Source organism: Novosphingobium sp. BF6 (assembly GCF_058273105.1).
The window spans coordinates 508,868-535,144 of sequence record NZ_CM177776.1; the positions used below are offsets into that span (position 1 = coordinate 508,868).

At 66.4% G+C, this 26,277-nt stretch carries 21 protein-coding genes; 8 read left to right on the forward strand and 13 right to left on the reverse strand.

All coding sequences use genetic code 11. The annotated features are described in order from the left end of the window. The first annotated feature begins 81 nt into the window (after positions 1-81). From AC4D6D_RS17650 to AC4D6D_RS17660, 3 genes are all read left to right on the forward strand, one after another. Positions 82-1,539, forward strand: coding sequence for an amidohydrolase family protein (locus AC4D6D_RS17650; protein WP_491328365.1), 1,458 nt, complete (start codon positions 82-84; stop codon positions 1,537-1,539). Continuing rightward, a complete protein-coding gene (locus AC4D6D_RS17655) occupies positions 1,536-2,708 on the forward strand; it encodes an amidohydrolase family protein (protein ID WP_491328366.1) in 1,173 nt (390 codons plus the stop codon). The genes AC4D6D_RS17650 and AC4D6D_RS17655 overlap by 4 nt, the downstream gene beginning before the upstream one ends. A 62-nt stretch (positions 2,709-2,770) precedes the next feature. Further along, positions 2,771-3,658, forward strand: coding sequence for a LysR family transcriptional regulator (locus AC4D6D_RS17660; protein WP_491328367.1), 888 nt, complete (start codon positions 2,771-2,773; stop codon positions 3,656-3,658). A 200-nt stretch (positions 3,659-3,858) separates the two neighbouring features. On the opposite strand, the gene ppdK is transcribed toward AC4D6D_RS17660, so the two are convergent. The 8 genes from ppdK to AC4D6D_RS17700 all read right to left on the reverse strand — a co-directional run bounded on the left by ppdK (position 3,859) and on the right by AC4D6D_RS17700 (position 15,830). Next, on the reverse strand, positions 3,859-6,537 hold the full coding sequence (ppdK, locus tag AC4D6D_RS17665; RefSeq protein WP_491328368.1) for a pyruvate, phosphate dikinase: 2,679 nt from the start codon (positions 6,535-6,537) through the stop codon (positions 3,859-3,861). Positions 6,538-6,716: 179 nt separating this feature from the next. Then, on the reverse strand, positions 6,717-8,009 hold the full coding sequence (locus AC4D6D_RS17670; protein ID WP_491328369.1) for an MFS transporter: 1,293 nt from the start codon (positions 8,007-8,009) through the stop codon (positions 6,717-6,719). Positions 8,010-8,231: 222 nt separating this feature from the next. Then, a complete protein-coding gene (locus AC4D6D_RS17675; protein WP_491328370.1) occupies positions 8,232-10,349 on the reverse strand; it encodes a TonB-dependent siderophore receptor in 2,118 nt (705 codons plus the stop codon). Positions 10,350-10,476: 127 nt separating this feature from the next. Then, on the reverse strand, positions 10,477-13,068 hold the full coding sequence (gene mprF, locus AC4D6D_RS17680; protein ID WP_491328371.1) for a bifunctional lysylphosphatidylglycerol flippase/synthetase MprF: 2,592 nt from the start codon (positions 13,066-13,068) through the stop codon (positions 10,477-10,479). A 5-nt stretch (positions 13,069-13,073) separates the two neighbouring features. Beyond that, complete coding sequence (locus tag AC4D6D_RS17685; protein WP_491328372.1) at positions 13,074-13,499, reverse strand: DUF2147 domain-containing protein; 426 nt, start codon at positions 13,497-13,499, stop codon at positions 13,074-13,076. Next, positions 13,496-14,278 (reverse strand): AcvB/VirJ family lysyl-phosphatidylglycerol hydrolase, encoded by a 783-nt coding sequence (locus AC4D6D_RS17690; protein WP_491328373.1) that lies wholly within the window; start codon positions 14,276-14,278, stop codon positions 13,496-13,498. The genes AC4D6D_RS17685 and AC4D6D_RS17690 overlap by 4 nt, the downstream gene beginning before the upstream one ends. After that, positions 14,275-15,147, reverse strand: a complete 873-nt coding sequence (locus tag AC4D6D_RS17695) for a MipA/OmpV family protein (RefSeq protein ID WP_491328374.1) — start codon at positions 15,145-15,147, stop codon at positions 14,275-14,277. Before AC4D6D_RS17695 ends, AC4D6D_RS17690 begins: the two co-directional genes overlap by 4 nt. Positions 15,148-15,410: 263 nt before the next feature. Then, positions 15,411-15,830, reverse strand: a complete 420-nt coding sequence (locus tag AC4D6D_RS17700) for a hypothetical protein (RefSeq protein ID WP_491328375.1) — start codon at positions 15,828-15,830, stop codon at positions 15,411-15,413. 318 nt (positions 15,831-16,148) lie between these two features. On the opposite strand from AC4D6D_RS17700, the gene AC4D6D_RS17705 reads away from it, so the two are divergent. Together AC4D6D_RS17705 and AC4D6D_RS17710 are read left to right on the forward strand one after the other, a co-directional pair. Then, entirely contained in the window at positions 16,149-16,436 is a 288-nt protein-coding gene (locus tag AC4D6D_RS17705; protein ID WP_491328814.1) for a hypothetical protein, read from the forward strand. Between the two features lie 169 nt (positions 16,437-16,605). Continuing rightward, positions 16,606-17,193 (forward strand): helix-turn-helix domain-containing protein, encoded by a 588-nt coding sequence (locus AC4D6D_RS17710; RefSeq protein ID WP_491328376.1) that lies wholly within the window; start codon positions 16,606-16,608, stop codon positions 17,191-17,193. Positions 17,194-17,487: 294 nt separating this feature from the next. Here the strand turns inward: AC4D6D_RS17710 and AC4D6D_RS17715 are convergent, their stop codons facing one another. Then, on the reverse strand, positions 17,488-18,036 hold the full coding sequence (locus AC4D6D_RS17715) for a hypothetical protein (RefSeq protein ID WP_491328377.1): 549 nt from the start codon (positions 18,034-18,036) through the stop codon (positions 17,488-17,490). An 81-nt stretch (positions 18,037-18,117) separates the two neighbouring features. Next, a complete protein-coding gene (locus AC4D6D_RS17720) occupies positions 18,118-18,450 on the reverse strand; it encodes a carboxymuconolactone decarboxylase family protein (protein WP_491328378.1) in 333 nt (110 codons plus the stop codon). A 282-nt stretch (positions 18,451-18,732) separates the two neighbouring features. Between AC4D6D_RS17720 and AC4D6D_RS17725 the strand changes: the two genes are divergently transcribed. From AC4D6D_RS17725 to AC4D6D_RS17735, 3 genes are all read left to right on the forward strand, one after another. Next, on the forward strand, positions 18,733-20,994 hold the full coding sequence (locus AC4D6D_RS17725; protein WP_491328379.1) for a TonB-dependent siderophore receptor: 2,262 nt from the start codon (positions 18,733-18,735) through the stop codon (positions 20,992-20,994). A gap of 47 nt (positions 20,995-21,041) precedes the next feature. Further along, a complete protein-coding gene (locus AC4D6D_RS17730; protein ID WP_491328380.1) occupies positions 21,042-23,099 on the forward strand; it encodes a TonB-dependent receptor plug domain-containing protein in 2,058 nt (685 codons plus the stop codon). A gap of 577 nt (positions 23,100-23,676) precedes the next feature. Next, entirely contained in the window at positions 23,677-24,015 is a 339-nt protein-coding gene (locus tag AC4D6D_RS17735; RefSeq protein ID WP_222614057.1) for a M23 family metallopeptidase, read from the forward strand. Between the two features lie 11 nt (positions 24,016-24,026). Here AC4D6D_RS17735 and AC4D6D_RS17740 read toward each other — a convergent pair whose 3' ends face one another. From AC4D6D_RS17740 to AC4D6D_RS17750, 3 genes are read right to left on the reverse strand one after another with little or no spacing between them, the layout of a single operon-like run. Further along, positions 24,027-24,494, reverse strand: a complete 468-nt coding sequence (locus tag AC4D6D_RS17740; protein WP_491328381.1) for an A24 family peptidase — start codon at positions 24,492-24,494, stop codon at positions 24,027-24,029. Beyond that, on the reverse strand, positions 24,494-25,303 hold the full coding sequence (locus AC4D6D_RS17745) for a tetratricopeptide repeat protein (protein WP_491328382.1): 810 nt from the start codon (positions 25,301-25,303) through the stop codon (positions 24,494-24,496). Before AC4D6D_RS17745 ends, AC4D6D_RS17740 begins: the two co-directional genes overlap by 1 nt. Position 25,304: 1 nt before the next feature. Next, positions 25,305-26,276, reverse strand: coding sequence for a type II secretion system F family protein (locus tag AC4D6D_RS17750; RefSeq protein WP_491328383.1), 972 nt, complete (start codon positions 26,274-26,276; stop codon positions 25,305-25,307). Position 26,277: the final 1 nt, after the last annotated feature.

Here is a 26,277-nt window from a genome sequence, read left to right on the forward strand (position 1 = left end):
ATCGAATGAAAATTATGCCAACATCTAATTTGTGAATGACCCTGTTTCGGGCGTAAAACGGTGTTCGAAGGAGCACCGCCGATGAAGTTTCTCGCCCCGCTGATCGCCACTCTCATGGCCACCACCACGCCCGCGCTGGCCGCCGATCAGGGCGACGTGATGATCCGTCATGTCACCGTGATCGACGTCGAACATGCCCGCGCGGTCAAGGAACAGGCGGTGGTTCTGCGCGGCAAGGATGTCGTGGCGGTCGGCAAGGACGGCGAGATCGCCCGCGCGTGGCAGGCGCGCAGCGTGGTCGAGGGCAAGGGCCGCTTCCTGATCCCCGGCCTTTGGGACATGCACGTCCACTTCGGCGGCGGACCGGCGCTGATCGAGGAGAACAAGGCCCTCCTGCCGCTCTACGTCGCCCACGGCATCACCACGATCCGCGACTGTTCGGGCGACCTTCCCGAGCAAGTGCTGCAATGGCGCGGCGAGATTGCCGGAGGCACCCTGTTCGGCCCGCGCCTGCTGACCTCCGGGGCGAAGATCGAGGGCATCAAGCCGGTCTGGAAGGGCACCATCGAAGTCGGCAGCCAGGCCGATGTCGATGCCGCGCTCGCCCGCCTTCAGGAGCGGGACAAGGTGGACTTCGTGAAGATCACCGACAGCACGCTCGACCCGCAGCTGTTCCTCTACGCCGTCTCGCAGGCCAAGGCGCGGGGCTTGCGGACCTCGGGGCATATCCCGATGGACCTCACCGTCGCCCAGGCGGTGGATGCCGGGATCAGCTCGATCGAACACCTCGACTATGCCTACAAGGCCGGCGTGAAGGACGAAGCGGCGATCGCCGCCGACTTCGCGGCGGGCCGCATCGACCGCGCCGAGGCCAACCACCGCCTCGACACCGGATTCGATACGGCAACCGCCATGGCGTCCTATCGCCGCTTCGCCGAGAAGGGCGTCTTCGTCACTCCGACGCTCAACGGCAGCCGGGTGATCGCCTGGCTGGATGCCGACGATCATGCGAACGATCCCTATCTCGCCTACATCGGCCCGAAGCTGCGCAAGACTTACGACTGGCGCGTCGAGCGCGCCGCCAAGGCCGATGCCGCCGCCGTCAAGGCCCGCCACGAGCATTTCGACCGCATGGCCGCCGTATTGCCGCTGCTGGAAAAGGCCGGGGTCACGATCATCGCGGGCACCGATGCAGGCTTCCTCAATTCGTTCAACTATCCCGGCATCGGCCTGCATGACGAGTTGAGCCTGTTCGTCGCCAGGGGTCTTACCCCGGCGCAGGCGCTTTCGGCGGCCACCCGCGCCGGTCCCGCCTGGTTCGGCAAGCTCGACCGCTACGGCGCGGTGGAACCGGGCAAGGCGGCGGACCTCGTGCTGCTGGACCGCGATCCGCTGAAGGACATCGCCGCCACCCGCGCGATCCGCGCGGTGGTGATGAACGGGACGTTCTACGACCGGACCGCGCTCGATGCGATGCTCGCGGACACCAAGGCGAAAGTCGCGGCGTGGAATGCTGCCGAAAAGAGCCCCGCGCAATGATCGAGACGCTGTTCACGAATGCCCTGCTGCCCGACGGCAGCGCCGCCGATCTCGCGGTTGCGGGCGGCCGGTTCTCGGCGATCGGGCGCGATCTCGCGGCCGATGAAGGCACCGAGCGGGTCGATCTTGGCGGCAGGCTGGTGCTGCCCGGCTTCGTCGACGGCCATATCCATCTCGACAAGAGCTTCTTCGGCGAACCCTGGCAGCCCCACCGCCCCGCTGCCAGCCTGCGCGAGCGCCTCGCCGTCGAAAAGGCGATGCTGGCCGACGTGCGCCCCGCCGCCGTCCGCGCCGACGTGCTGATCGGACAGGCCGCCGGTCTCGGCACCGTGGCGATGCGCAGCCATGTCGATGTCGACGCCACGACCGGGCTTTCACACCTCCACGCGGTCATGTCCGCGCGCGAGAAATGGCGGGACCGCGTGGATATCGAACTCGTCGCCTTCCCGCAGGCGGGCATCCTGACTTGCCCCGGCACGGCGGACATTCTCGACGCCGCGATCCGAGAAGGCGCCGAAGTGGTCGGCGGCATCGACCCCGAGGACATGGACGGCAATTCCGACGGCCATCTGGATGTCGTCTTCGGCATTGCCGAAAGGCGCGGCGCGAAGATCGACATCCATCTCCACGAGGCGGGCTTTGCCGGGATCGCACAGTTGCACCGCATCGCCGCGCGCACCCAGGCGCTGGGCCTTGGCGGGCGCGTAACGGTCAGCCATGCCTATGCGCTGGGCGACGTCAAGGAACCGGTGCTCGACACGGTGGCCCGCGCGCTGGCCGACGCCGGGGTTGCGATCATGACCAATGCGCCGGGCGACCGCGCCTTCCCGCCGGTCCTGCGCCTGCGCGAACACGGCGTGCGGGTCTTTGCCGGAAACGACAATATCCGCGATGCCTGGTGGCCTTACGGCAATGGCGACATGCTCCAGCGGGCGATGCTGATCGGCTATCGCTCGGGCTTCTATACCGACGAGCACCTTGCCGTCGCGCTGGCGATGGCGACGACGGAATCCGCTCTGGCACTCGGCCTCGAAGGAGGCGGGCTGACCGTGGGCGCGGAGGCCAGCTTCGTCGCACTCCCCGCCGCCGGTGCCGCCGCTGCGGTCGCGGCACCGCCGTCCGACCGGCGCGTCTTCCGGCGCGGCAAGGCCCTGACCCTGACTTCTTAGCTGTTCGCCGCGTCGCTTGCGAATTATAGAGGCCGGTTCATGGCCGATATGCGCGACATCCGATGCTGAACCTGACGACGCTGCAACTCTTCATCCGGGTTGCCGAGCTGGGCAGCCTGTCGCGCGCGGCGGACGATGCCAATCTCGCGATCGGCGCGATCAGCCGCCGCCTGACCCAGCTGGAGCAGGACCTCGGCGTCCAGCTCCTCGTCCGCAACGGGCGCGGGGTCATGCCGACGGCGGCGGGCAATGCCCTGCTCGCCCATGCCCAGCGGATCATGCGCGAAGTGGGGCTGGCGGTCTCGGACCTCTCGGACTACGCCAACGGCCTCAAGGGCAGCGTCGACATTCTCGCCTGCACGGCGGCGATCACCCAGTTCCTCCCCGCCGACCTCGCCGCCTTCGGCCATGCCAACGACAAGATCCGGCTCAACATCCAGGAGGTCTATTCCTCCGAGATCGTCGGGCGTGTGCGCGCGGGCGAGGCGCAAGTGGGCGTCATCCTGGAGGAACCGGGCACGGTCGGGCTGGATACCTGGAAATACCGCTGCGACCGGCTTGCCGTCGTCGCCCCGCCGCATCTGCTGTTCGGCACCCATTCGGTGCGATTTCAGGACCTGGCCGAGCACGAATTCGTGCAGATGGGCTACGACACCGCCAATACCCGCCTGCTCGCGCGCGCTGCCGAGGAACAGGGCTGGTCCTTTCGCCTGCGCGCCGCGGTGGACAGCTACGACGCGGTCTGCCGGATGATCCAGGCGGGCTTCGGCATCGGCGTGCTCCCCAGCGAGGCGGCGAAGAACTTCATCGTCCCGATGGGTCTCAAGCTGGTCGAACTCGACGAAGCCTGGGCCGAGCGGCAAATGCTGCTGACCGCCAACGGCGCGAGCCTCACCGGCCCGGCGCGGCTGCTGATCGACTTCCTGGTGGAGCGCTCGGCCGGGCGGTAACGCCCATCTCCAACCCGCTCCGGCTGAGCTTGTCGAAGCCCCACGAGACGGGGCGCCACGCCTCCCATCCTTCGACAAGCTCAGGATGAGCGGAGTGCGAGGCCTAACGACAGCCCAAAAAACAAATGCGGACCGCACGCATTCGCGCGCGATCCGCATTCCCGGTCAGGTAGCTCCTCCTCCCCGACGCGGTTGTACTCTTACTTCCCGGCGAGAGCCGCCTGTGCCGCCGCGAGACGCGCGATCGGCACGCGGTAGGGCGAAGCCGAGACGTAATCGAGGCCGATCTTTTCGCAGAACGCGATCGAGGCCGGATCGCCGCCATGCTCGCCGCAGATGCCGAGCTTGATGTCCGGACGGGTCTTGCGGCCGCGCTCGGCGGCGAGTTCGATCAGTTCGCCCACGCCGTCGACATCGAGGCTGACGAAGGGATCGCGGGCGAAGATGCCCTTGTCCACGTACTGCGTCAGGAACTTGCCCGCATCGTCGCGGCTGATGCCGATGGTGGTCTGGGTCAGGTCGTTGGTGCCGAACGAGAAGAACTCGCCCAGCTCAGCGATCTCGCCCGCCTTCAGCGCGGCGCGCGGCAGTTCGATCATGGTGCCGACGAGGTAGTCCACCGTGGCGCCGCGTTCGCTGAAAACTTCGGCGGCGACGCGGTCGACGATCGCCTTCATCAGCTCCAGTTCCTTGGCCGTGGCGACCAGCGGGATCATCACTTCGGGGATCGGCGCCTCGCCGGTGCTCTCCTTGACGATGAGCGCCGCCTCGAAAATCGCGCGGGCCTGCATCTCGTAGATTTCCGGATAGGTCACGCCCAGACGGCAGCCGCGATGGCCGAGCATCGGGTTGACCTCGTGCAGTTCACCGGCACGGCGCTTGAGCGTTTCGACGCTGACATTGGCCGCGCGGGCCACTTCCTCGAACTCCGCCTCGGCGTGGGGCAGGAACTCGTGGAGCGGCGGATCGAGGAGGCGGATCGTCACCGGCAGGCCGGCCATGACCGTGAAGATTTCCGCGAAGTCGTCGCGCTGCTCGGGCAGCAGCTTGGCGAGCGCGGCACGGCGCTCGGCTTCGCCTTCGGCCAGGATCATCTCGCGAACGGCGGTGATGCGGGCGGCGTCGAAGAACATGTGCTCGGTGCGGCAGAGACCGACGCCCTCGGCGCCGAATTCGCGCGCCGTGCGGCAGTCGAGCGGAGTCTCGGCATTGGCGCGGACCTTGAGACGGCGAACCTTGTCGGCCCATTCCATCAGCGTGCCGAAGTCACCGGCCAGTTCCGGCTGCACGGTGGCGACTTCGCCAGCCATGACTTCGCCGGTCGCGCCGTCGATGGTGACCGTGTCGCCTTCCTTCAGCACGCGGCCGTCGATGCGCATGGTGCGGGCGACATTGTCGATCTGCAGGCTGCCCGCGCCGGAGACGCAGGGGCGGCCCATGCCGCGCGCCACCACGGCGGCGTGGCTGGTCATGCCGCCGCGTGCGGTCAGGATGCCGCGCGCCGCATGCATGCCGTGGATGTCCTCGGGACTGGTCTCGACGCGGACGAGGATCACCGCCTTGCCCTGATCGGCGAGCTTCTCGGCGGTATCCGCATCGAGCACGATCGCGCCCGAAGCCGCGCCCGGCGAGGCGGGCAGGCCCTTGGTTAGCACGTCGCGCGGCGCCTTGGGATCGAGGGTCGGGTGCAGAAGCTGGTCGAGCGCGGCGGGATCGACGCGGGCGACGGCTTCTTCCTCGCCGATCAGGCCTTCGCGCGCCATGTCGACGGCGATCTTCAGCGCCGCCTTGGCAGTGCGCTTGCCCGAGCGGGTCTGGAGCATCCAGAGCTTGCCCTGCTGCACCGTGAACTCGATGTCCTGCATGTCACGGTAGTGCTTTTCGAGGATCTCGAACACGCCCGCGAGTTCCGCATAAGTCTCCGGCATCGCCTCTTCCATCGACAGCGGCTTGGCCCCGGCGCGCTCGCGGGCGGCCCTGGTCAGGTACTGCGGGGTGCGGATGCCGGCGACGACGTCCTCGCCCTGCGCGTTGATGAGGTATTCGCCGTAATAGGCGTTCTCGCCGGTGGCCGGGTCACGGGTGAAGGCAACGCCGGTGGCCGAAGTCTCGCCCATGTTGCCGAAGACCATGGCCTGCACGTTGACGGCAGTGCCCCATTCGCCGGGGATCGCGTTCAGGCGGCGATAGACCTTGGCGCGGTCCGACTGCCAGGATCCGAACACGGCGCCGATCGCACCCCAGAGCTGGTCGTTCACGTCCTGCGGGAAAGGCTTGTTCCAGAGCTTTTCGACGATCGCCTTGTACTCGGCGACCAGGATCTTCCAGTCGGCGGCGGTCATCTCGGTGTCGAGGTCGTAGCCGCGATCTTCCTTGGCAATGTCCAGCGCTTCCTCGAAGGCACCGTGGTCGAGTTCGAGCACGACGTCGGAATACATCTGGATGAAGCGGCGATAGCTATCCCAGGCGAAACGCTCGTCGCCCGAGGTGGCGGCGAGGCCCTCCACGGTCTCGTCGTTGAGGCCGAGGTTGAGCACGGTGTCCATCATGCCCGGCATCGAGATGCGCGCACCCGAACGGACCGAGACCAGCAGCGGATCGGCAGTGTTGCCGAAAGTCTTGCCGGTGATCTGCTCGACATGGGCGAGGCCCTGCGCCACTTCGGCCTTCACGCTTTCGGGATAGACGCCGCCGTCGTTGTAGTAGCGCGTGCACATCTCGGTGGTGATGGTGAAGCCCGGAGGAACCGGCAGGCCGATCGCGGCCATGCCGTCGAGGTTGGCGCCCTTGCCGCCCAGGAGGTTCTTGTCGCCCTTGCCGCCGTCGTCGACGCCGCCACCGAAGCGATAGACGTACTGCGTTTCAGTCAAAGCCGTCATGGATCGAAATACCTCGTCATAGGGCAGGAGCCGAACCGGATTCGGCGATCTGCTGCAATCTGACGGAGTAAATGCCGCGATTCGAGCACGGCTGCCATCGACAAATGGCAAAGTCGGATTTCGCATTTCGTGAAATCTAGCACTTGTCGAAAGGGTAGGGCTGTTCGTCGTTCAGCCCTTCAGTCTCTCGGCCGAGTCTCCGGGGTTTTCACGAAAACGGGCAATACGCAGGCCGCCACCACGGCAATCATCATGCCCGGCACCGCCTGCCAGCCGGTTCCCTCCACCAGCAGTTGCGCCACGAACGGCGCAAGGCCGCCGAACACCGCCGTCGCCGCGGTCGCTCCCAGCGCGAGACCGGACAGACGGCCTTCGCCGGGGAACTGCTCGGCGGTCGCCACTGCGCCGACGGCACTCACCGCTCCGCCCAGCGAGGCCAGCAGGAGCGCGCCGATCAGCGCGGCGCCGTAAGACCCCTCGCCCATCGCCGCGAAAGAGGCGGCCGGCACCAGCACCGCCAGTACGCCGACACAGAGCAGGACCGGACGGCGGCCGATACGGTCGGACAAAGCACCGACGAAAGGCGTGACGAAGATGACCATGAACGCCGCCGCCGTCGAGAGCCAGAGCGCTTCGCTCTCCACCATGACGCCCGATTCCGTGACGAAGGCGGGAACATAAGTGATGCCGACGTAGTACGTGATCGAGCCCAGCGCGGATATCGCGAAACCCCGTCCGATCGCCGCGCGGTGACGAGCCAGAACCTGTCGCAACGGCCGCTCGGGCACGCTGCGGCGGATCACCTGCCGCTCGAACTCGGGCGATTCCTCCAGGGTGGCGCGGGCCAGCAGCACCATTCCCGCGAGCACGGCGCCGAACAGGAAGGGAATGCGCCAACCCCAGGCGTCCAGCGCCTCAGGTGCCAGCGCGTTGACCGTCAGGGCCGAAACCCCCGCCGCCAGCAAGCCGCCCAGTTCGCTTGCCGCGGCAGCGGACGAGGTCACCAGGCCGCGCCGATTACGATGGGCACCTTCCATCAGGTAGGCGACCACGCCGGTATATTCGCCGCCCACCGAGAAGGCCATGACGCAGCGCAGGAGCAGCAGGAGCCACCCCGCCGCCGGACCGATCACCGCGTAAGTCGGCATCATCGCCGTGGCGAGCATCGCCGCCGTCATAAGCGCCATCGACAGCAGCATCATCCGCCGCCGCCCATGGCGATCCCCGATATGTCCGAAGACCGCCGCCCCCAGCGGCCGCATCAGGTAGGCGACGGCAAAACCGCCGAGCACGGTGGCCAGAGCCCCCTCGCCACCGCCGAAGAAGACCCGCGACAGGACCGTTGCAAGATAGAGGTAGAGCGTGAAATCGTACCACTCGACAATCGTCGAGAACGCCGCGACCGCCATCGAGCGCCTCGACAACGTCTTCTGCCCGAACGGAAAGCCGGAGAAGTCGGCGTCTGCCTTCATCGGCCCCTGCGGCCCGCGCGATTTACCAGCGACATGAACCGCATGATACCGGCCCGGCCGGGCTTGGCAAACTGCGAAGGGGATGCCTCGCTTCCGGCCCGCCGCAGGCGAGACGAAAGGTCAACTCATGCGCCAGGAATGCCCAGGGGGCGAGACCTCGAAAAGATCCCGCCCCCCGGCTCTATTCGGATATCCCGGCAGCGGTTGCTGCCATCGCACCGCTCAGAAACGATAGCCGATCGTTCCCATGACATTGCGCGGGGCGGCGACGAAGCAGTCGCCGCGGGCGAGGCAGGAGGCAAATTGCTTCTTGTTCAGCAGGTTCGTCGCGTTGATCGAGAAGCGCCAGTTGTCCCGCGTGATTTCCGCCAGCGCGTCGACCGTGGTGCGCGAAGGGGTTACGATCGACCAGAGCGAGCTGGTGGAAATGCTCTTGCCGCTATAGACCACGCCGCCGCCCAGGCGCAGCTGCGCCGCATCGGACAGCCCAAAGGTCTTGGTCGACCAGAGCGATGCAGTATGGCGCGGCATATAGTCGAGATTGGTGTTCGTCTCCGACTTCAGCTTATTGTAGCCGTAGTTCGCGAGCAGTTCGAAATTGCCCGGCAGGGTGTGGCTGGCCTCGACCTCGATGCCCTTGGTGTTCAGCACGCCCGACTGGGTGGTCGCGTTGTCGGCAAGATAGAGGACGCGGTTCTGCTCCTTGATCTTGAACGCGGTGACGGTGACAAGCGTGTTGGGCTCCGGCTGCCACTTCATACCGACTTCATACTGCGTGCCGGTCGATGGGCGATAGGGTGAGAGGACGACACCGCCCGCCCCCTGTACCGAACCGGCAATCGGCAGGAAGCTCTCGGTGTAGCTGAAGAAGGGCGAGAAGCCCCAGCCCAGTTCGCCGATGATGCCCGCGCGGAAAGTCGTGGCCTTGTCCTTCGATCCCGCCGAGCTGGTCACCCGGTCGCGGCGCGCGCCCAGCACGACCGAGACGCGGTCGTAGAAACGGATCTGGTCCTGAACGTAGACGCCGAGCTGCTTCTGCGATTCATAGGCATAGGGACCGGTGGCGACGGGTTCGTCCAGCGCGTCGCGATCGATGTCATAGAGGTCAACCAGCTGGCCCGCACCGCTGGCCGAACGCTTGCCGACCTTGTTCCAGCTGTAGTCGATACCGACCAGCAGCTTGTGCTCGATATTCGGGCCGGTGTTGAAGGTGAACTGGAGATTGTTGTCGGTCGAGAAGACGTTCATCCGCGCCTGGCTGGCGGACGAACTCATGATCACCGTGCGGCCGTCCGGACCGTAAGGATTCGTCGGAAAAAGGGAATTTTCCGTGAAACCGGGGACGCCGGGATTATAATAGCTGTTCACCCCGTGATAGTTATAGTCGAGGTCGCTGTCGATGTAGCGGGCCTTGACGCTGAGGCGAACATTGTCCGAAAATTTGTGGACGACCGAGCCGCCGCCCTGGAGCGAGCGTCCCGCGTAACGGTCCCAGCCCGGCTTGCCGACGAAAGTGTAAGGATCGAGCCTGCCCGACGGATTGCCGGGGTTGGGCCGGAAGGTGCCGACGATCGGCAGGAACTGCGAGGTCGAGCCGGTATCGTCTTCCTGATAAAGACCGGTCAGCACGATATCCGTATCCGGCGTCGGTTGCCAGCGGATCGACGGCGCGAACATCACGCGGTCGTCGGGAACGTGATCGACATAAGTGTCGGCATCGCGGACGCGCGCCACCGCGCGGATCGCCAGATTGTCCGCCAGCGCGACATTGACGTCGCCCAGGGCTTCCTTGCGGTCGTAGCTGCCGTAGACGAGGTTCACTTCACCACCGGTTTTGAAGTCCGGGGTCTTCGTCACGAGATTGACGAGGCCGCCGATCGAACCCTGCCCGAACAGCACCGACGCCGGACCGCGCACGATTTCCACGCGGGAGAAATTGTAGGGGTCGGACGTGATGCTGGCGTAATAGGAGAAGATGTCACGCATGCCGTCGCGGAACTGGAGCGCGTCGATGCCGCGAACGTTGAACCCGTCCACGCGGGTATCGCGGCCGTAAGGGCTGGCCAGGACGCCTGCCGCATACTTGACCGTATCGCTGATGCTGATGGCACCTTGCGACAGGTACTCGTCCGCCGTGATGATGGTGAGCGGCTGCGGGATCTGGACGATCGGCGTTTCGGTCTTCGTGCCGGCCGTGGGCGCGGTAACGACGATGCTGTCGGCTTCGCCACCGGCATTGTCGGCGGCGTCCGGGCGCGCGTCCTCCGCGCGGGCGGCAGTCATCATCGAAACGGCGAAAATCGCCGCGCCACAAAGGGCAAGCGCGCGAGCGGAGGCCATCGGAATTCCTTTTTTGCAATCTCGGATCGGATTGCGCCGCCGTTAACGCTATTAGGAATTATTCGCAATATTACGCCGAAAATTCGCCAACCTGTGGCTGCGAGGCCACAGTCGGGCCATGGACCCTTCATGTGAACCCGGCACAGCGATTGGCGGCACTGGCCCGGCCGCCGCCGACCAAAGTCTGCAAATCCAGCAAGGAACGCGCAAATCCGAGGCCGCCGCCGGCGGCAATGTAGCGCGGTTCCCATTCCGGCGAGAACTTCTGCTTGTAGGCGCGCAGCCCCTCGAAACGATAGAACGCATCGCCATGGCGATAGAGAAAGCCCGCCGCCCGCGCCCATAGCGGCGCCAGCGGGCGGGCCTCGATGCCGGACAGCGGCGCCAGCCCCAGTGTAAACCAGCGATAGCCCTGCGCCTGCCCCCAGCGGATCAGTTCGATGAACAGGTAGTCCATCGTCCCGTTCGGCATCGTCCCGACATGGCGCATCAGGTCCACCGAAAGCTCCTCGCGCGTTGCGGTCTTCCAGATATTGGCGAAGGCCACGATCTCGCCGTGACAGCGCACCACCGCGCAGTCGAAACGGGCAATATAGCCGGGATCGAAGCGGCCGATGCTGAAGGACTTCTCGTGTCCGCCCTTCATGGCGAGCCACGTATCCGAGACCCTGCGCAAGCTCGGCAGCAGTGGACCCAACTGCGCGGCGGGCACGACCTCGAACGTGATGCCCTGCCGCTCCGCCTTGCGCGCCGCCGCGCGCAGGGACTTGGCGCCCGGCCCGTCGAGCGAGAAGGCGGGGAGGCTGACGCGGGCTTCCTCGCCATATTTGATGAGCTGCAATCCCAGATCGATCGCGACCGGCAGGGCGCTCGCGCTGAGTTGATAGAGCAGGAGCCGCCCCTGCTGCGCGTCCGCCAGTTCGCGGATGCGCCAGAGCAGGGCGCTCCATTCCTCGACCGGGCCGATCGGATCGCCCATGACGATCCAGCTGCGGCCCTGCACCTGGTACATCAGCAGGGCCTCCCCGCTTTCAGATCGCAGCAGCCGTTTGTCACCGGTGAGCATCAGCATCGCATCGGTCCGCACCGCCCCGGCGAGCACGCGGATGTCCCGGTCCTGCATGCCCTCGGCCCGGTCGACCGGTCCCACCGGACGCAACAGGCGCGCCAGCAGGACCACGCCCAGCAGCACGGTGACGGCAAAGCTCGCGCGGAGGAACCGCGAAGCCTCGCCCCGCCAGGCGAATTGCCACCAGAGCGTGTTGCTGTAGGGAACATGGCGGTAGGAGAAGAAGCCCGCCCAGAGCATGACCGCCGCGACCACGGCGATGGCCGCGACCCACTGCGCCGAGAACCCCGCCGCCAGCGCGGTACGCCGATAGAAGGCCCGGCGCGCGCCCTGAAGGATCGCGGCGATCGCCAGCAGGATCACGGCTTGCTCTACATCCAGGCCCTTGATGAGCGCGAAGACGGCGCCCGCGACCAGCAGCGCCCGTGCCGCGACGAAAGCCCCGTCGAGCCGCCGATAAAGGCCCGGCGCCAGCAGCAGCAATCCGGTTCCGGCGAGGCTCGCGGCGATATGCGAGGCTTCGACGAAAGGCAGCGGCAGAATGTGGCGCAAGGCGTGCAGCCGCGTCGCCGCCGGAGGGACCGAACCGGAAATCAGCAGGATCGCGCCGCCGCAGAAGCACAGCGCCGAGAGCAGCGGCGGTGCGATCTGGCGCAGCAGGCCTTGTGCGGCATTGACCGCTCCAGCAACCGGCGCGCCCCAGCGGCGGCGGGCCGAGACCAGCAGCACCAGTGCCGCCAGGATCAGCGGCAGGAGGTAGTAGATCGCCCGATAGGCCAGCAGCGCCGCGACGAGATCGGCGCGCTGCATGTCCGGCATGAGGGCGATGACCACCGCCTCGAACACCCCCAGTCCGCCCGGTACATGGCTTATCAGCGTGGCGACGATCGCGACGATATAGGCCAGCAGCAGCGCCGGAAACATCGCCGGGCCGAGATCGGGCACGAGGACGAACAGCGCCCCGCACGCCGCCGAGAGGTCCGCTGCCGCCAGCAGGACCTGCGTCATCACGGTGCGCGGCTCGGGCTTCGGCAGGCCCCAGAGGTCCCAGCCGTGCTTGCGCATCTGCCGGGTGGCGGCAAGGCTCGCGACGAGCAGGATCAGGATCGCCACTCCCGCGCACGTCTGGAGCCAGTGCGGCAGCGACAACACCCCCGGCAGGTCCACCGGATGAAAGGCGAGCGCCGCCCCGGCCAGGGCGACGATGCCGCACCAGAAGGTCAGCCCGGCGATCACCACGACCCGCGCGACTTCGCCCGCCGTCAGCCCCGAAGCGCTGTAGACGTAGTAGCGCGCCGAGCCGCCGGTCAGGACCGACAGGCCGAGATTGTTGCTCAGCGAATAGCTCGTGAACGAAGCCAGGGCGGCGGTACGGTACGGCAGCGGCCGACCGATCGCACGCAGGGCGAAGACGTCGTAGAACGTGAGGACCGTGTAGCTCACGCCGGTCAGCGCAAGGGCCGCGGCGATCCGCCAGACCGCGATGGCATCGAAGGCATGGCGAATATCGGCGGCCCTGATGCTGTGCAGCAGGGTCCGCAGAGCGCCCAGCCCCAGCAGGGCCAAAAGCAGCACACCGGCCACGCCGAGCGCCATGCGATGGCGCGCGGCGAGCGAAGCCGCCGTCCGGACGCAGGAGGGAAGTTGCATGGGCGTCAGTCCTTCAGCCAGACCTGAGACTTGCAGATCCAGCCGCCCAGCACGCATCCGCTGATCTTGAGATGCTCGGGATCGAGACGCTCCATGCGCGAGAAATAGGTGCCGCCCATGTCGGGAACGTAGACGTGCCCCTCCCAGTGATCCGGGCTGACCGTGCGGTAGTCCTTCAGCAGCATCGTGCCGACCAGCTTGTCGACCCCGGCCTCGCGCGCGTCCGAGGTGGCCTGGTCGTTGGCCCAGACGATCCAGCCGCACACGTCGGTCCCGCATTCACCGGTCTTCACTTTCACGCTGCCCCGAGGATTGACCCAGGTGCCGGAAAGTTCGCCCGGAGCGGCGGTCGTCTGGGCCTGCGCCATGGGAGATGCGATCGCCGTGACCAGCGACAAGGCAGCGAAAAGAATCGAAGCGGCAGGTTTCATCGTGCGATCTCCCGATGCGCGGTCGTCGTGCGGCGCGGTGCGGAAAGGGCTTCGTCGATGCCCTTCAGCAGCGCGGCGTGGACCGCATTCACGTCCTTGTTCAGAAAATGGCCGCCCGGCAGCGGCACTACCCGTACGCCTGCCTGATGGAGGTGCGGACACAGGCTTTCGGTCTCTGCCCGGCCGTAAATGCAGACCGTCGGGACCCAGCCGAGCGCCCGTCCCGAAGGCAGCGCCGAAGCGTCCGGCGGCGTCCAGTTCAGCAGTTCGGCTGGCGAGGCGCGGAAGTTGATCGTGTCGGTCGGAACGACCAGTTCGGTCGTCAGCACCCGGTCGCGCCAGTCCGGCGCCAGTTTCGGGGAACCGACATTGACCATGTCGGCGCCGAACGACTGGCCGATCAGGGCAACGCGCCGAACCGGACCTCCTTGCTCCATCGCCAGGGCGCGCCGCATGGCTTCCTCGATCAGTGCGGCAGCCTCGCGTGGGGTTCGCTTCTGCCGGAAATAGGTCAGCGAATTGACGCCGACGACCGGAATGCCGTCCTGCGCCAACCGGGCCGCGACTTTCGGCCCCATGCCGATCCTGAAGCCCATGTCGCCCGAGAGAATGACCGCCACCACGCCCTTGCGGGCGGGGATCGGCGCGCGGGTCGCGGGCACGGGTACGAAGGGATCGGAACTGAAATAGCCGAGCCAGGCCCAGTATCCGGTCACGCCGAGAAGCGGCAGCAGCAGCAGCAGCGAGATCGCTGCCGGGATGATCCAGCGCCGTCTCAAAACGTGTACCCCATCCCGATGGCAAAACTGGGCTGGCCCCGGCGTCCGGCAATCGCGACCACGGGGGAGCGGGCATAGCGCCCCAGCAGCCGCCCATAGCCGGCACTGGCAAAGACCTTCATCCCATGGGTGAGATCGCCGGTGATCGAACGGGCCACCATGAGGTTGGCGTTCCAGTCCTTCCAGCCCGCCTTGTCGGCACCGGAATAGGTCGGCAAACCGCTCGCCCGGCTGCCCTCGCCATCGATATCGATATCGTAGTAATAGGCGCCGAAGCGGCGGCCCACGTAATCCGCCGAAACAGACAACGAGGCATAGAGGCGATGCGACAGCGGCGTGTCGTAATCGATTTCCGGCGAGACGATGTAGCTGCGATGCGCTCCTGCCACGTCGTGCTGGTAGGACAGGCTGGCGGACAGGGTGTCGTAAGGGCTGGTCAGCACCCCCGTCTTCTGCACGCCGATCCAGCCGCCGAGTTCGACCGCCGTGGACCGTTCGCCGAGCGCCCGGACGGCGTGATCCCGGATCTTCGTCGTGCGGTCCAGCCGCAGCGACGCGACCGGCCCCGCCTGGATCTTGAAGCCCCCGGCATCGCCGTGCGGCACGAAATCGAGCGAGAGCGAGGTGCCCTCAAGCGCGAAGCCGACACCGGCGACCTGCCCCTGCGCCGCCGCCATCGGCACGATCACGTTCTGGTCGGAGCCGATGTAGCTGGGCACGCTGGCCAGGCCCACGCCCGCCGTCACGCGGTCGTGCATGCTGACAGGCGCGTTCTGCCCGTCATCCGCCTTCGTTTCGGCCAGGGCTGCACCGGGACAGGCACCGATGCCGACAAGGCCGGCTGCACAGAGGAGCGCGTATCTGCTCATCCCATCAATCCCGAGCGATACCACCGCGACACGCCGGACCTGACCAGCGCGCAGCCGCAGATCCTGCAGGTGGTCCGCCGGACCCCGGACTCGTCCGGACGGCCCGTACCGGACGGCGTGTGCCGCTCCTTCGCGCAGGCCACCAGCCCCCGCAGACGGGTCGCCGAGGCGCGTCCGGACGGCACCCTCGAAACACTTTCCAACATCGTCCTTGCTCCCCGATCGTCACAGGCTGCCGACCCGCCGAAGCGGGCCGAGCCAGTTCAGCGAATGACCCGAACCGTGCCGGTCAGGACCACATCGTCGGGCAGGTTTCCGGCGGCCTTCACCTTCAGGCGCTGGGCATCGAAAGCGAGGCAGTTGCCCGGCATGATGACGGCCACGTCGTTGTCCCAGGAGGCCTGGATCGCGTAAGCGTGACGGGTGCCGTCCACCGAGTCCCGATCGGCGCGGGCATTGCAGAGTTCGAGATCGTGCGGCTTCTTGAAGCGCACGAGTTCGACGTCGCTGGAACTGTCGAGCATGAACTGGTTCCGGGGAAGGTCCTGCTGGGCCATGAGCATGATCGGATCGTCGATGTCCGCCCCCCTGTTTTCCAGGCGCTGCGCGGATGCCGGAACGGCGGCGGCAAGTGAAGCGGCGACACCGACAAGGCCGACGCAGGCAATAAACGACTTACGCATGAGAATTCTCCTTCACCTTTACTGACGAATACAGTGTGGAGATCGATGCGATGCCGGTGAACTATACGAGGGTAGCGTCATGCCAAAGTATAGCCCGGCAGAACATTGGGCCATTCGGATCGGTAATGGCCGGGAAAGTCGTATCGAAAGCCCGCGCCAACCGGACGTTTGCCCGTTCCATACCTTGGACTGCCTTCACGTCTCCGATTGCGACCCCAAGTTACATCCCGACAGGCGCGGTTTCCCGTATCGACAGGACCGGGAATGCGAACGGCGACTGTCCCTCCCCGACTGTGACAACCCGAAAGGAGCTATCCCATGAAGCGCACAATTCTCACTGCCCTCGTCGCCGCGATCGGCGCGATCGGTATCCAGGCACATGCCCAGGACCGGACGTTCACCGACCCCGACGGGTTCCGTGCCGTCGAGACGTCCGGCGGTTACGAGCCCGCCAATCCGCCGCTTCCCGCAGGTACACCGGCCGACGCCAGGATCATCACGGCCGCGTCGATCGCGCCGGCAAGCGCCTATCCGCCGCCGCTTCCGGCCGCGTCCTATCCGCGCTGCACCGCCCAGCGCCGCGACGCCTGCCTCCAGCGCAAATAAGGCCCGCCCCGACATGCCGCAGCAGCCGCCACCCGTCGCGGCGGCTCCTGCGGCTATAAACCATGGTTTAGAACGCTCAGCCCAAAGCGATAGGCGAACTCGCCTGCCGTTCGATTTCCTCTCGCTCCCCGATCGGCGAACCTGTTCCGGCAAGATTCGGGAACGGGACATGCTGCATCAGACGATCACTCCAGACATCGGCCATACCGTTTCGGATACGCGCTCCCTGGCCATGACCCTGGTCGCGGGAGTCCGCCGCTCGCTGGAGCGCGATCCGGTACTGGCACGCCACTACCTGGAACGCCTCGAAGCGCTTCTCCATCCCGAACCCAAAGCTGCCGAACACGAACGGGACCTCCTCCCCGCCAGCGTTCTTCCCAGCGGCATCGCCGACCGGCCGAACCGGCGCAAGGGCGGCCTCGCCCCCTGGCAGGAACGCCGCGTCGTCGACTACATCGACGCAAACCTTGGAACACCGATCCTCGCGGAGGACCTGGCCGCGCTCGTCGGCCTCAGCGCCGGGCATTTCACGCGGTCTTTCAAGACAAGCGTCGGCGAGACGCCGCATGTCTTCCTCGTCCGCCAGCGGGTGCGCAGGGCACAGATCCTCATGCTCGAAACCCCAGATTCCCTCGCCCGGATAGCCTGCGCCTGTGGGCTGACCGACCAGGCCCATCTCGCCCGGCTGTTCCGCGCCGCCGTGGGTGCCACGCCGACCGCCTGGCGCCGCGCGGCACAGCGCCCGGCGGCGCAATAGTCGTTCCGCGCGCCCTGCGCCGACACGACCCGTTCCGCTCTCCCCCCGGCGGACAGGCAATCCTTGGCCGAGGCAGTCCGCTGCCTCGGTCATTTTTTGCAGAGCTTCCGTCGATCCCGCCAGCGCCCCTGCCCCTTGCACGCAAACGGCCGGGAACTCTCCAAAGGAAGAATTCCCGGCCGGTCGGCTGTCTGGCTCAGGGCTGTTCCGCGGGCCTCGGTGGCGGTGATCCCGCGCTTTCTGCGCCCGGCGCAAGGAGCGGCAGGATCGACTGCCGCCCTTCGATCGCGCCCTTCAGGCCGGGTTGGGCTGGCCCAGCGCCTTGCGGGCAATGCTGGCGGCGAACAGCGGGGTTTCGCGGCTGTTGTGGTCCCCGCCGGCCGCCTGGCGCGCAGCGGCGGCATCTTCGTAGCGCACGCCATGCTCGGCGATGAATGCCATGAAGGCATCGGTCGGATGCGCGGTGACGGCATTGGTATAGCGCGTGCGGCCGCCCTCGATCGCCTCGGCCTTGAGTTCCCAGATGACGTTGACCTGGGTGCGGCCATTGGCGGTGAACACGTCCGAGATCGAGTTCATGCGGCAGTATGTCGGGGTCGCTACCTCGGCAGCATAGTGCTGCACGACAAGGCCCGTGCCGATCATCTCGACGTTGATCGACATGCGGCGGCCATCGTCTGTCACGGTGCTCCCGGCGGCGATGTGGTCGGGCGGGCAGCAACGCTGGTATTCGGCTTCGGCGAGGTTGAACAGCCAGTCGGCGATATCGATCTTCTCGATCGGAACATCGATATCGGCGCTGAAGGCCGACTGCGACAGGATCGTATCGGTGAGGACTTTCATAGCTCTTTCCTTTCGGCGGTAGCGGGTTGGTATGCTGGTGGAAGAGGAAGTATCGGTCGAAGGGGAGGAACCGGCTTTCGCCTATGGCTCGCCCACCGGACCGAGAGTCTCGGCGGCGCGCACCGAGGCGGAAATCGCGACGGGAAAACCGGCATAGAACGCCAGATGCGTGATGAGTTCGCTGAACTCCTGCTTGGTCACGCCGTTGTCGATGCCGCGCCGCAGATGGGCCGGAAGTTCCTCGAAAGCGCGCAGCGCAACCAGTGCGGCAACGGTGACGAGGCTGCGATCACGCTTGCTCAGGGCGGGTTCTTCCCAGACCTTGCCGAACAACGGATCCTCGACATAGCCCGTCAGCCGGGGGGTAAATGCCCGTGCCGCTTCCCGTGGGCTGGTCACGTCGGTGACTGTCATGCTCGCTACTCCACATCGTCATCCATGGGCGGCATCGACAGCAGGGATCCGCCGCGACGCCGCCACGGATATCGGCGCGGAAACGCCGATCGACAGGCAAACCCTGGTCTAGAGAATGCGAGACTTTGGCACGGGACCATGCCGGTCGAAGCGCCCTGCCCTACCCCCCATAAATGATATTGCGAGTCGGTTGCATTTGCATTAGGGCGCCGCGCAAGAAACACCAAGCCATGAAGCTTATCCCGGCAATTCCGAAACGATGCGCCGGACCAAGGGGAAACAATGAGGGACGTAATCTCGAAGCACGCCCAGGCGCCTCGGCGCATCCTGCGCCTTGCGGCCATGCTGGCGGCAAGCTGTGCCCTGCCGCACCCGGCGCTCGCCCAGCAGCATCCGGCGACGCACGACACCGGCACGGACGACGCGCAGAGCGAAAACAACATCACGGTCACGGGCAGCAGGCCCGACGGCGATCCGACGCTGACCGAGGGAAGCGACAGCTATGCTCCGCGTGCCGTCATCATCGGCAAGGCCGCGCAGACGCTGCGCGAGATTCCCCAGTCGGTGACGGTGATGACCAGTGCGCGGATCGAGGACCAGAACCTGCTCAGCGTCGAGGACGTGATGCAGCAGATGACCGGCGTGACGGTGGACCGGGGCTGGCTTTCCTCGACTTATACCTCGCGCGGCCTGACGATCACCAACTATCGCCTCGATGGCGGCGCCAGCTCCCAGACGGCCTCCACCACCGGCGACCTCGACACCGCGATCTTCGACTCGATCTCCCTGATCCGCGGTGCCGACGGCCTGTTCGGCGCGGGCGAGGCGGGCGGCGTCATCAACTTCACCCGCAAGCGCGCGCTGGCCGATCCGCAGGCCCGCGCGGCGATGACTTTCGGCAGCTGGGACCGGGCGCGCGTCGATGCGGACATCACCGGCGCCCTCACAAGCGACGGCAACTTGCGCGCCCGCGCCATCGGCGTCTACGACATCGGCAATTCGTTCCAGGACTTCAAGACCGACGATCGCTGGCTGGCGCACGGCTCGATCGAGTACAACCCGGCGCCCGACACCCTGTTGCTGGCCGGCTTCACCCACCAGACCGACAGGCATGACGGGTTCAACGCCAGCCTCCCGCGCTATCGCAACGGCGAGGACATCGGCTTCCCGCGCAGCGCCAACGCAGGGGCGCCGTGGAGTTCGATCGATCGCGACATCGACATCGCCTATGGACGGATCGAGCAGGCGATCGGCAGCAACTGGACGGTCCGCCTCAATGCCAACCATACCCGTTCGAACGACCGCACGAACGCTGCGGAAATGGAAAACGCGGTCGATCCCGTGGACGGTTCCGGCACCGACTGGTGGTATTATCAGGCAGGCTCGAAAGCCCGCGAACTGACGCTGGACTTCAACACCACCGGCAGCTTCGAGGCCTTTGGCCAGAAGCACGACGTGGTCATCGGCGTAGACTACACCCGCAACCGGACCGACAACCGCAGCCTCTGGACCTACTACGGGCCGGGCAACGTGTTCGATCCCGTCTATCCGCCCGAAGTCGCCTATCCGTCCGAATGGAGCCAGGGCTACCAGGGCCGCACCGATACCAAGCGCCTCGGCTTCTACGGATCGCTGCGTATCCGGCCCGTCGCCCCGCTCTCGCTCATCGGAGGCGGCCGCCTGGTGCTGAAGGACCGCACGCAGGGCAGCAATCTCGCGACCGGCGCCGTCACCTCGCTGATCGACCAGAACACCAAGTTCGTGCCCTATGTCGCCACCGTCCTCGACGTCGCGAAGGCGGTCAGCCTCTACGCCAGCTATTCCGAGATCTACCAGTCGCAGGCCAATTACATGTCCGGGCCGCGCCCGGGCACGCCGCTCGCGCCGGTGACGGGAACCAACTACGAAGCCGGTATCAAGGGCGAACTCTTCGCAGGCAAGCTGACCGGTTCGCTCGCCGTCTATCGCGTGCGCAAGAAGGGCGCCTATGCCGTCGATCCGAGCAATCCTCCGGCCGGTACGACCGACAACTGCTGCTACGTCCGCGACGGATCGCTCCGCAGCCAGGGTTTCGAGGCGGAGATCAACGGCGAGATCCTGCCCGGCTGGCAGCTCTCGCTCGGCTATACCTACAACGAAAACCAGAACCGGCGCGAAAGCGATGCAAGTTTCGCGGAAATCACGCCCAAGCACCTGTTCAAGCTGTTCACCGACTACAGGTTCCGCGAAGGTTCGCTCAAGGGCCTGAGCCTCGGCGGCGGCGTCACCGCGCAGAGCAGCAACTTCCGCTCGGGCTTCGTGCAGGAACTCAACCCGGCGACCGGTCTCTACGACGGTCCCTATTACGAATACCAGTTCAGGACGCCGGGTTATGCGGTCTGGTCGCTCCGCGCCGAATACGAGGTGAGCGAACAGTTCTCGGTCAGCGCGAACCTCAACAACATCTTCGACAAGAAGTACTACGTCACCATCGGATACCCCGGTTACGGCAATTTCTATGGCGACCCGCGCAACTTCATGGTCTCGCTGCGCGGAAAATTCTGATGCCGCAGCCCTGCTTTCATTTTTCAATGGGTGCTGAGTCCGCTTTGATGAATGCCTTTTCCGTGATGCTTGCAGGCGTGGCCGCAACGGCCACGCCCCCTGATGAAACCCGCCCGCTGGAAAAGCTCGGCCAGGAAGCGCCGCCCGCCATCGTGCCGGTCGGCCCCGACCCGGTCTATCCCGCCGATTTCTACAAGCCGTTCCAGCCCCAGACCGCGCTCGACATGCTCGAACGCACCCCCGGCTTCCTCCTTAGTGAAGGCACTTCGGTGCGCGGTTTCGGCGGGGCCGCGGGCAATGTCCTGATCGACGGCCAGCGCCCGACGGTAAAGGGCGGCGGCATTACCGAAGTCCTGCGCCGCATCGCCGCGTCGCGCGTGGAGCGCGTGGTCCTGCTGCGCGGCACCGACGCCGCCGAAGCGCAGGGACAGACGCTGGTCGCCAACCTGATCCTGCGCGCCGATGGCGGGGGATCGGGCAATGCCTCGCTCACCATGAGCCACACGGCGGACGGCCGCATCTCGCCTTCCGCGCGCATCAGCCATGCCCGGCGCATCGCCGGGTGGCAGACCAATATCGAGCTTTCCGGCGAGATGGTGCGCTTCCCCACCGACGGCACCTATCTCGACCGCGACGCCGCGGGCAGCCTTTACCGCACCCGGCAGGAGCATATCGCGGGCAAGGCGCCCGAATACGGAATGGCGCTGAGCACTTCCGGCGCGCTTGCAGGCGGCACGCTGACGGTGAACCTGCGGCTCAACAAGGACGGCTATTCCTCCAAGCGCGGAATCGACATCTTCGAAGGCCCCGCAGACGACACTCCTGACGCCCGGCGCGACATCGCCTATGATGAAAAGGGCCGCAGCGGCGAACTCGGCCTCGACTGGACCCGCCGTCTGGGCTCGGGCTGGTCCGCCAAGCTCGTCGGTCTCGGCCGGATCGAGCGCTACACCACCGACGAGGACTATATCGAGGCGGGCTATCGCGGCCTCTCCTCGCGCCTTCAGAAGCCCGGCGAGTTCGTCGCCCGCACCACCGTCACCCGCGAGGGCAATCATCCCGTCCGTCCCGAGTTCGGCGGCGAGATCGCCTACAACCGCCTGTCGAGCCGACTGGACTATGCGGAAGACACCGGCAGCGGCCTGATCGCGATCCCGCTCGCCAACGACCGCACCCGCGTGTCGGAAATGCGCGGCGAGGCTTTCGCCAACCTCACCGTCCGGCTCACCGGCCATCTCAATCTCGAATCCGGCATGGCCGTGGAGTTCTCCCGCATCCGGGTGACGGGAGAGGCGGCGCAGGAGCAGAGCCTGTCCTATCTCAAGCCCTCGCTGGCGCTGGTCTGGTCGCCTTCGGGCAGCACCCAGCTTCGTCTCGGCGCCCGCAGGACCGTCGACCAACTGGACTTCGGCGACTTCGCGGCATCCGTGAACCAGGCCGACGGGCGGCCGCTCGGCGGCAATTCGGGGCTGCGCCCGGCCCGCGTGACCCGTACTCTCGCCCGCCTCGACCACCACTGGGGCAAGGGCGGCGCAATCGCGGTGGAAGCCTATCATCAATGGCACACCGACCTGCTCGGATATCTCGTCCTGCCCAGCGGCGACGAGGCGCTGGGAACGATCGGCAATGCCCGGCAATGGGGCGTCACCGCGCAAGGAACGCTGCCGCTCGACCGGGTGCTGAAGGGCGCCCGGCTCACCGTCGACGGCACCTGGCGCGGCTCCCGCCTGCACGATCCGATTACCGGGCGGAACCGCGTAATGGACGACATCCCCTCCCAGAGCCTGACGGCCGAATTCCGCCAGGATCTTCCGCAGCTGAAGTCGTCCTGGGGCGTGACCTGGACGGCGCCGGAGGAAGCCAGGGTCTTCTACACCGGCGAAGTCCTGCGCTGGCACGATTGCGCTCTGTGGGGCGCCTATGTCGAGACGACCGCGTTCGCCGGTTTCAAGACGACCCTGCGGGCCACGGCCTTTAACGGTGCCGACGACTACCGCCTGCGCGCATTCTACACGCCGAGCCGGGCAGGTGCGCCGAGCGGCAGCGAACGGCGCAACCAGCAATCGGGCGCCGTCTTCTCGCTGGCATTGGCGCGTTCCTTCTGAGCCCCCGGCCGCTGCCCGACCGTTTTCGAAATCGGCATCGCGCGCAGATGCTCGGGTAGCCTTGCCGCCGCACCCATCACAGCGGCCGGGTAATCCTAAATCGCAATCAGAAATCAAAAATGAGTATGGCACACATATATTTGCACCGCCATGGCACAAATTACAAAATCAAACCGATAGATTTTAACTAGAAATACTATAATATTTGATGCTCCATCAAAGCAATGTCGCCCATATGACCAGCAACTTGATAACAGGGATATGCGTCGGAGCCGCCCTATTGCTCCCCGATGCAGTTTTCGCGGAGGCAGTTGCGCCTGTCGGCCCGGTGGAAATGATCGCCCCATCCCACATTACGATAGGACGGGAACAGGACCTTGCCGGACGAGCCACTCCTCGTTTCTCGCGCTCTTCCAGCGGCCCAGGGGCGACTTACGTGCTGGCGGACGGGCAGGCAGCGATCGAGCCTTTTCGAGTTTCGCGTTTTTCCCTGGCTTCGGGAGGTCCGGCTGCCGGACCGGCGCACGCACCTGCGGGTTCTCCTCTGCGCACCAGTGGATTGAGCAGTCGGTTCGGGATGCGCCAGCATCCCCTGCTCGGCGGCCTTCGCTTTCATGCCGGTGTCGATCTCGCCGCGCGGCAGGGCGATGAAGTCTTCGCCACCGCGGGCGGGCGGGTCGTCCAGTCGGGATGGAGCGGCGGCTATGGTCTTGCGGTGACGATCGACCACGGCGGCGGGCTGGAAACGCGCTATGCGCATCTCTCCCGGTTGGGGGTTGCTGCCGGAGAGGACGTAGAAGCAGGGGAACGGATAGGTCTGGTCGGTTCAACCGGTCGTTCTACCGGCCCTCATCTCCACTATGAACTGCGACGCTTCGGACGGCCGGTCGATCCATTGGCGACTTTCCGGCGCTGACGGAGATCGTTTCAGACGACCTGGAACGCCAGGAGCAAGGTGCCGCCCGCGATCGCCAGGCCGTAAGGCAGTCGGTCAAAGAGACGATCTGAAGCGGCGCGGATCGGGCGCCGCTGGATGCGGCGGATGACGAACCAGCCGAGGAACAGCAGGAAACCGGCCAGGGTCACGGTGACCAGCAGGCTCACCGCCTGCGGCAAGCCGAACCAGGCAGCGCAACCCGCGTAGAACTTGGCGTCTCCACCGCCGATCATGCCCAGCCGGAACAGCAGCATCCCTCCGGCGAGCGCCAGCAGGAAATGCGCGCAATGGTCGGCAAGCGTATCGACACCGCCGGTCACGCCTGCGCAGGCAAGGCCGGTCAGGGCGGTCGCCAGGCAGAGCATGTTGGGGATCAGGCGCCGGAACAGGTCGGACCATGCTGCATGGAGGCACGCCGGAAGAAGCAGGGCGAGACTGGCCCAGAATGTCACTGCCATCACTTTTGCTCCGTGCTGGAGGAAACGGCGGCGCCGCCGAGTTCGATATGGATGAGCGGCTTGAAACCGCGCGCATCGGCGGTGAAATGGACCGCGTGGCCGGCCGTCCCGGCAGGTCGTGGCGCAGGCTGCGGCGCCGGGGCGACGGGTGCGGTTTCAGGTGCTGCCGGAGCTTGTTCCGTCACCTCCGGGAACTCGATGCGGACGAGCGGCTGGAAGCCCTTGCTGCCGGAGGCTCCCGTCCGCGGCAAGGGACCGCGTCCAAAAATTGCGCCGCCGGACGTGCGCAAGGCAACTGCGCCGCGCGATACGCGTGTGAGTGCGGCAGACCGCTCGGGAATACCGACGAGTTCAGGCGCAACGGCCCGCGCGACTTGCGCGGCGAAATCAGCCGCATGACGCTCCGCCATCAGCGGCGAGCGCATCAGCAGCGCCAGATTGGCGCGGTACTTCGCATTGTCCGGCTCGATCGCTATCGCCTCGGAGAAGAAACGGTGGGCCTGCTCGAACCGACCAAGCCGCGCATAGGCGACGCCGAGGCCGTTGGCCGCCGCGCCGACGGGTTCGCCCGCCGCCAGCGCGATCTGGAACCGGGCGATCGCGGCGCCGATCCGTCCGGCGGCGAGGTCCTCGCGGCCCTGGCGGGTGGCATCGCCGTCCGGCAAGGGTTGGCTGCCGATGGGGCGGACCGCGACCTCCGGGCGGTTGTCGTGCCGCAGCCCCAGGAATTTCAGCGTGCCGCTGCATCCCGTCAAGGGCACAAGGACACTGATTGCGATGCAGAGCGTAGCGACCGGCTTCATCGTCATGTCAGCCTCCTGCCATCTGGGGAATGAGAATGCGCACCACGCGGATCGCCGCCGGGAGCATCAGCGTGCCGATCATCGTCGGCAGCAGGCAGGCGACCAGCGGCACCGAGATCAGCACCGGAATCCGATGCGCGCGTTCCTCGGCGCGGAGCCTGCGCTTCTCGCGCATTTCGGCGGCATAGACCCGCAGCGTGGAGCCGATGCTGGTGCCGAGCCGGTCGGACTGGATCAGCATCGTTGCGAAGGAGGCGATCTCGTCCAGCCGCGCGCGCTCTGCCATATTGCGCAGCGCCATCTCGCGCGAGGCGCCTGCCCGCAAGTGCAGGGTGGCGGTGACGAGAAGCTGCGAGACGGCGGGATGCGATGCCACCATTTCACGACCCACCCGGTCCATCGCCGCTTCCAGACCGAGACCCGCCTCGATGCAGACGAGCATCAGGTCGAGGCTGTCGGGAAAGCCGTTGAGGATGTCGCGCCGCCGCCCGGCCGCGCGGGAACGGACATAGATGTTCGGCAGGTAGAGCCCGGCAAGAGCCAGGATCGCGCCGAGCAGATAGAGCTTGAGATAGCCCATCTCGCTGCCGCCGAGCAGCAGCGGCGCGATCACGGCCAGCGGCAGCGCGACGACAAGGACCAGCCGCGACAGCGTATAGACCCGCGGCGCCGCCGGGGATTCGAACCCGGCGGAGACCATCAGGTCGCGCAGCGCGTCGCCCTTGGTATCGGCGAGATTGAGACCGGCCTTCTCGATCCGGTCGGCCAGCCGCGACCAGGCATCGTCGCTGGAGCGGCGCAGCGACACCGGCATGCGCGCGTCCAGCGTGCGGCGGCCGAGGGTATCGAGCTGTCGTCGGACTGTCGCGCGCTGGCTCACCATCAGCAGGATCGTGAGCACGAGACCCGCGACGATCGCGAAGACCAGTCCCAGTGCCAGAAAGCGGGCGAAAGTGTTGCCGACGAGCAGGTTCAACATG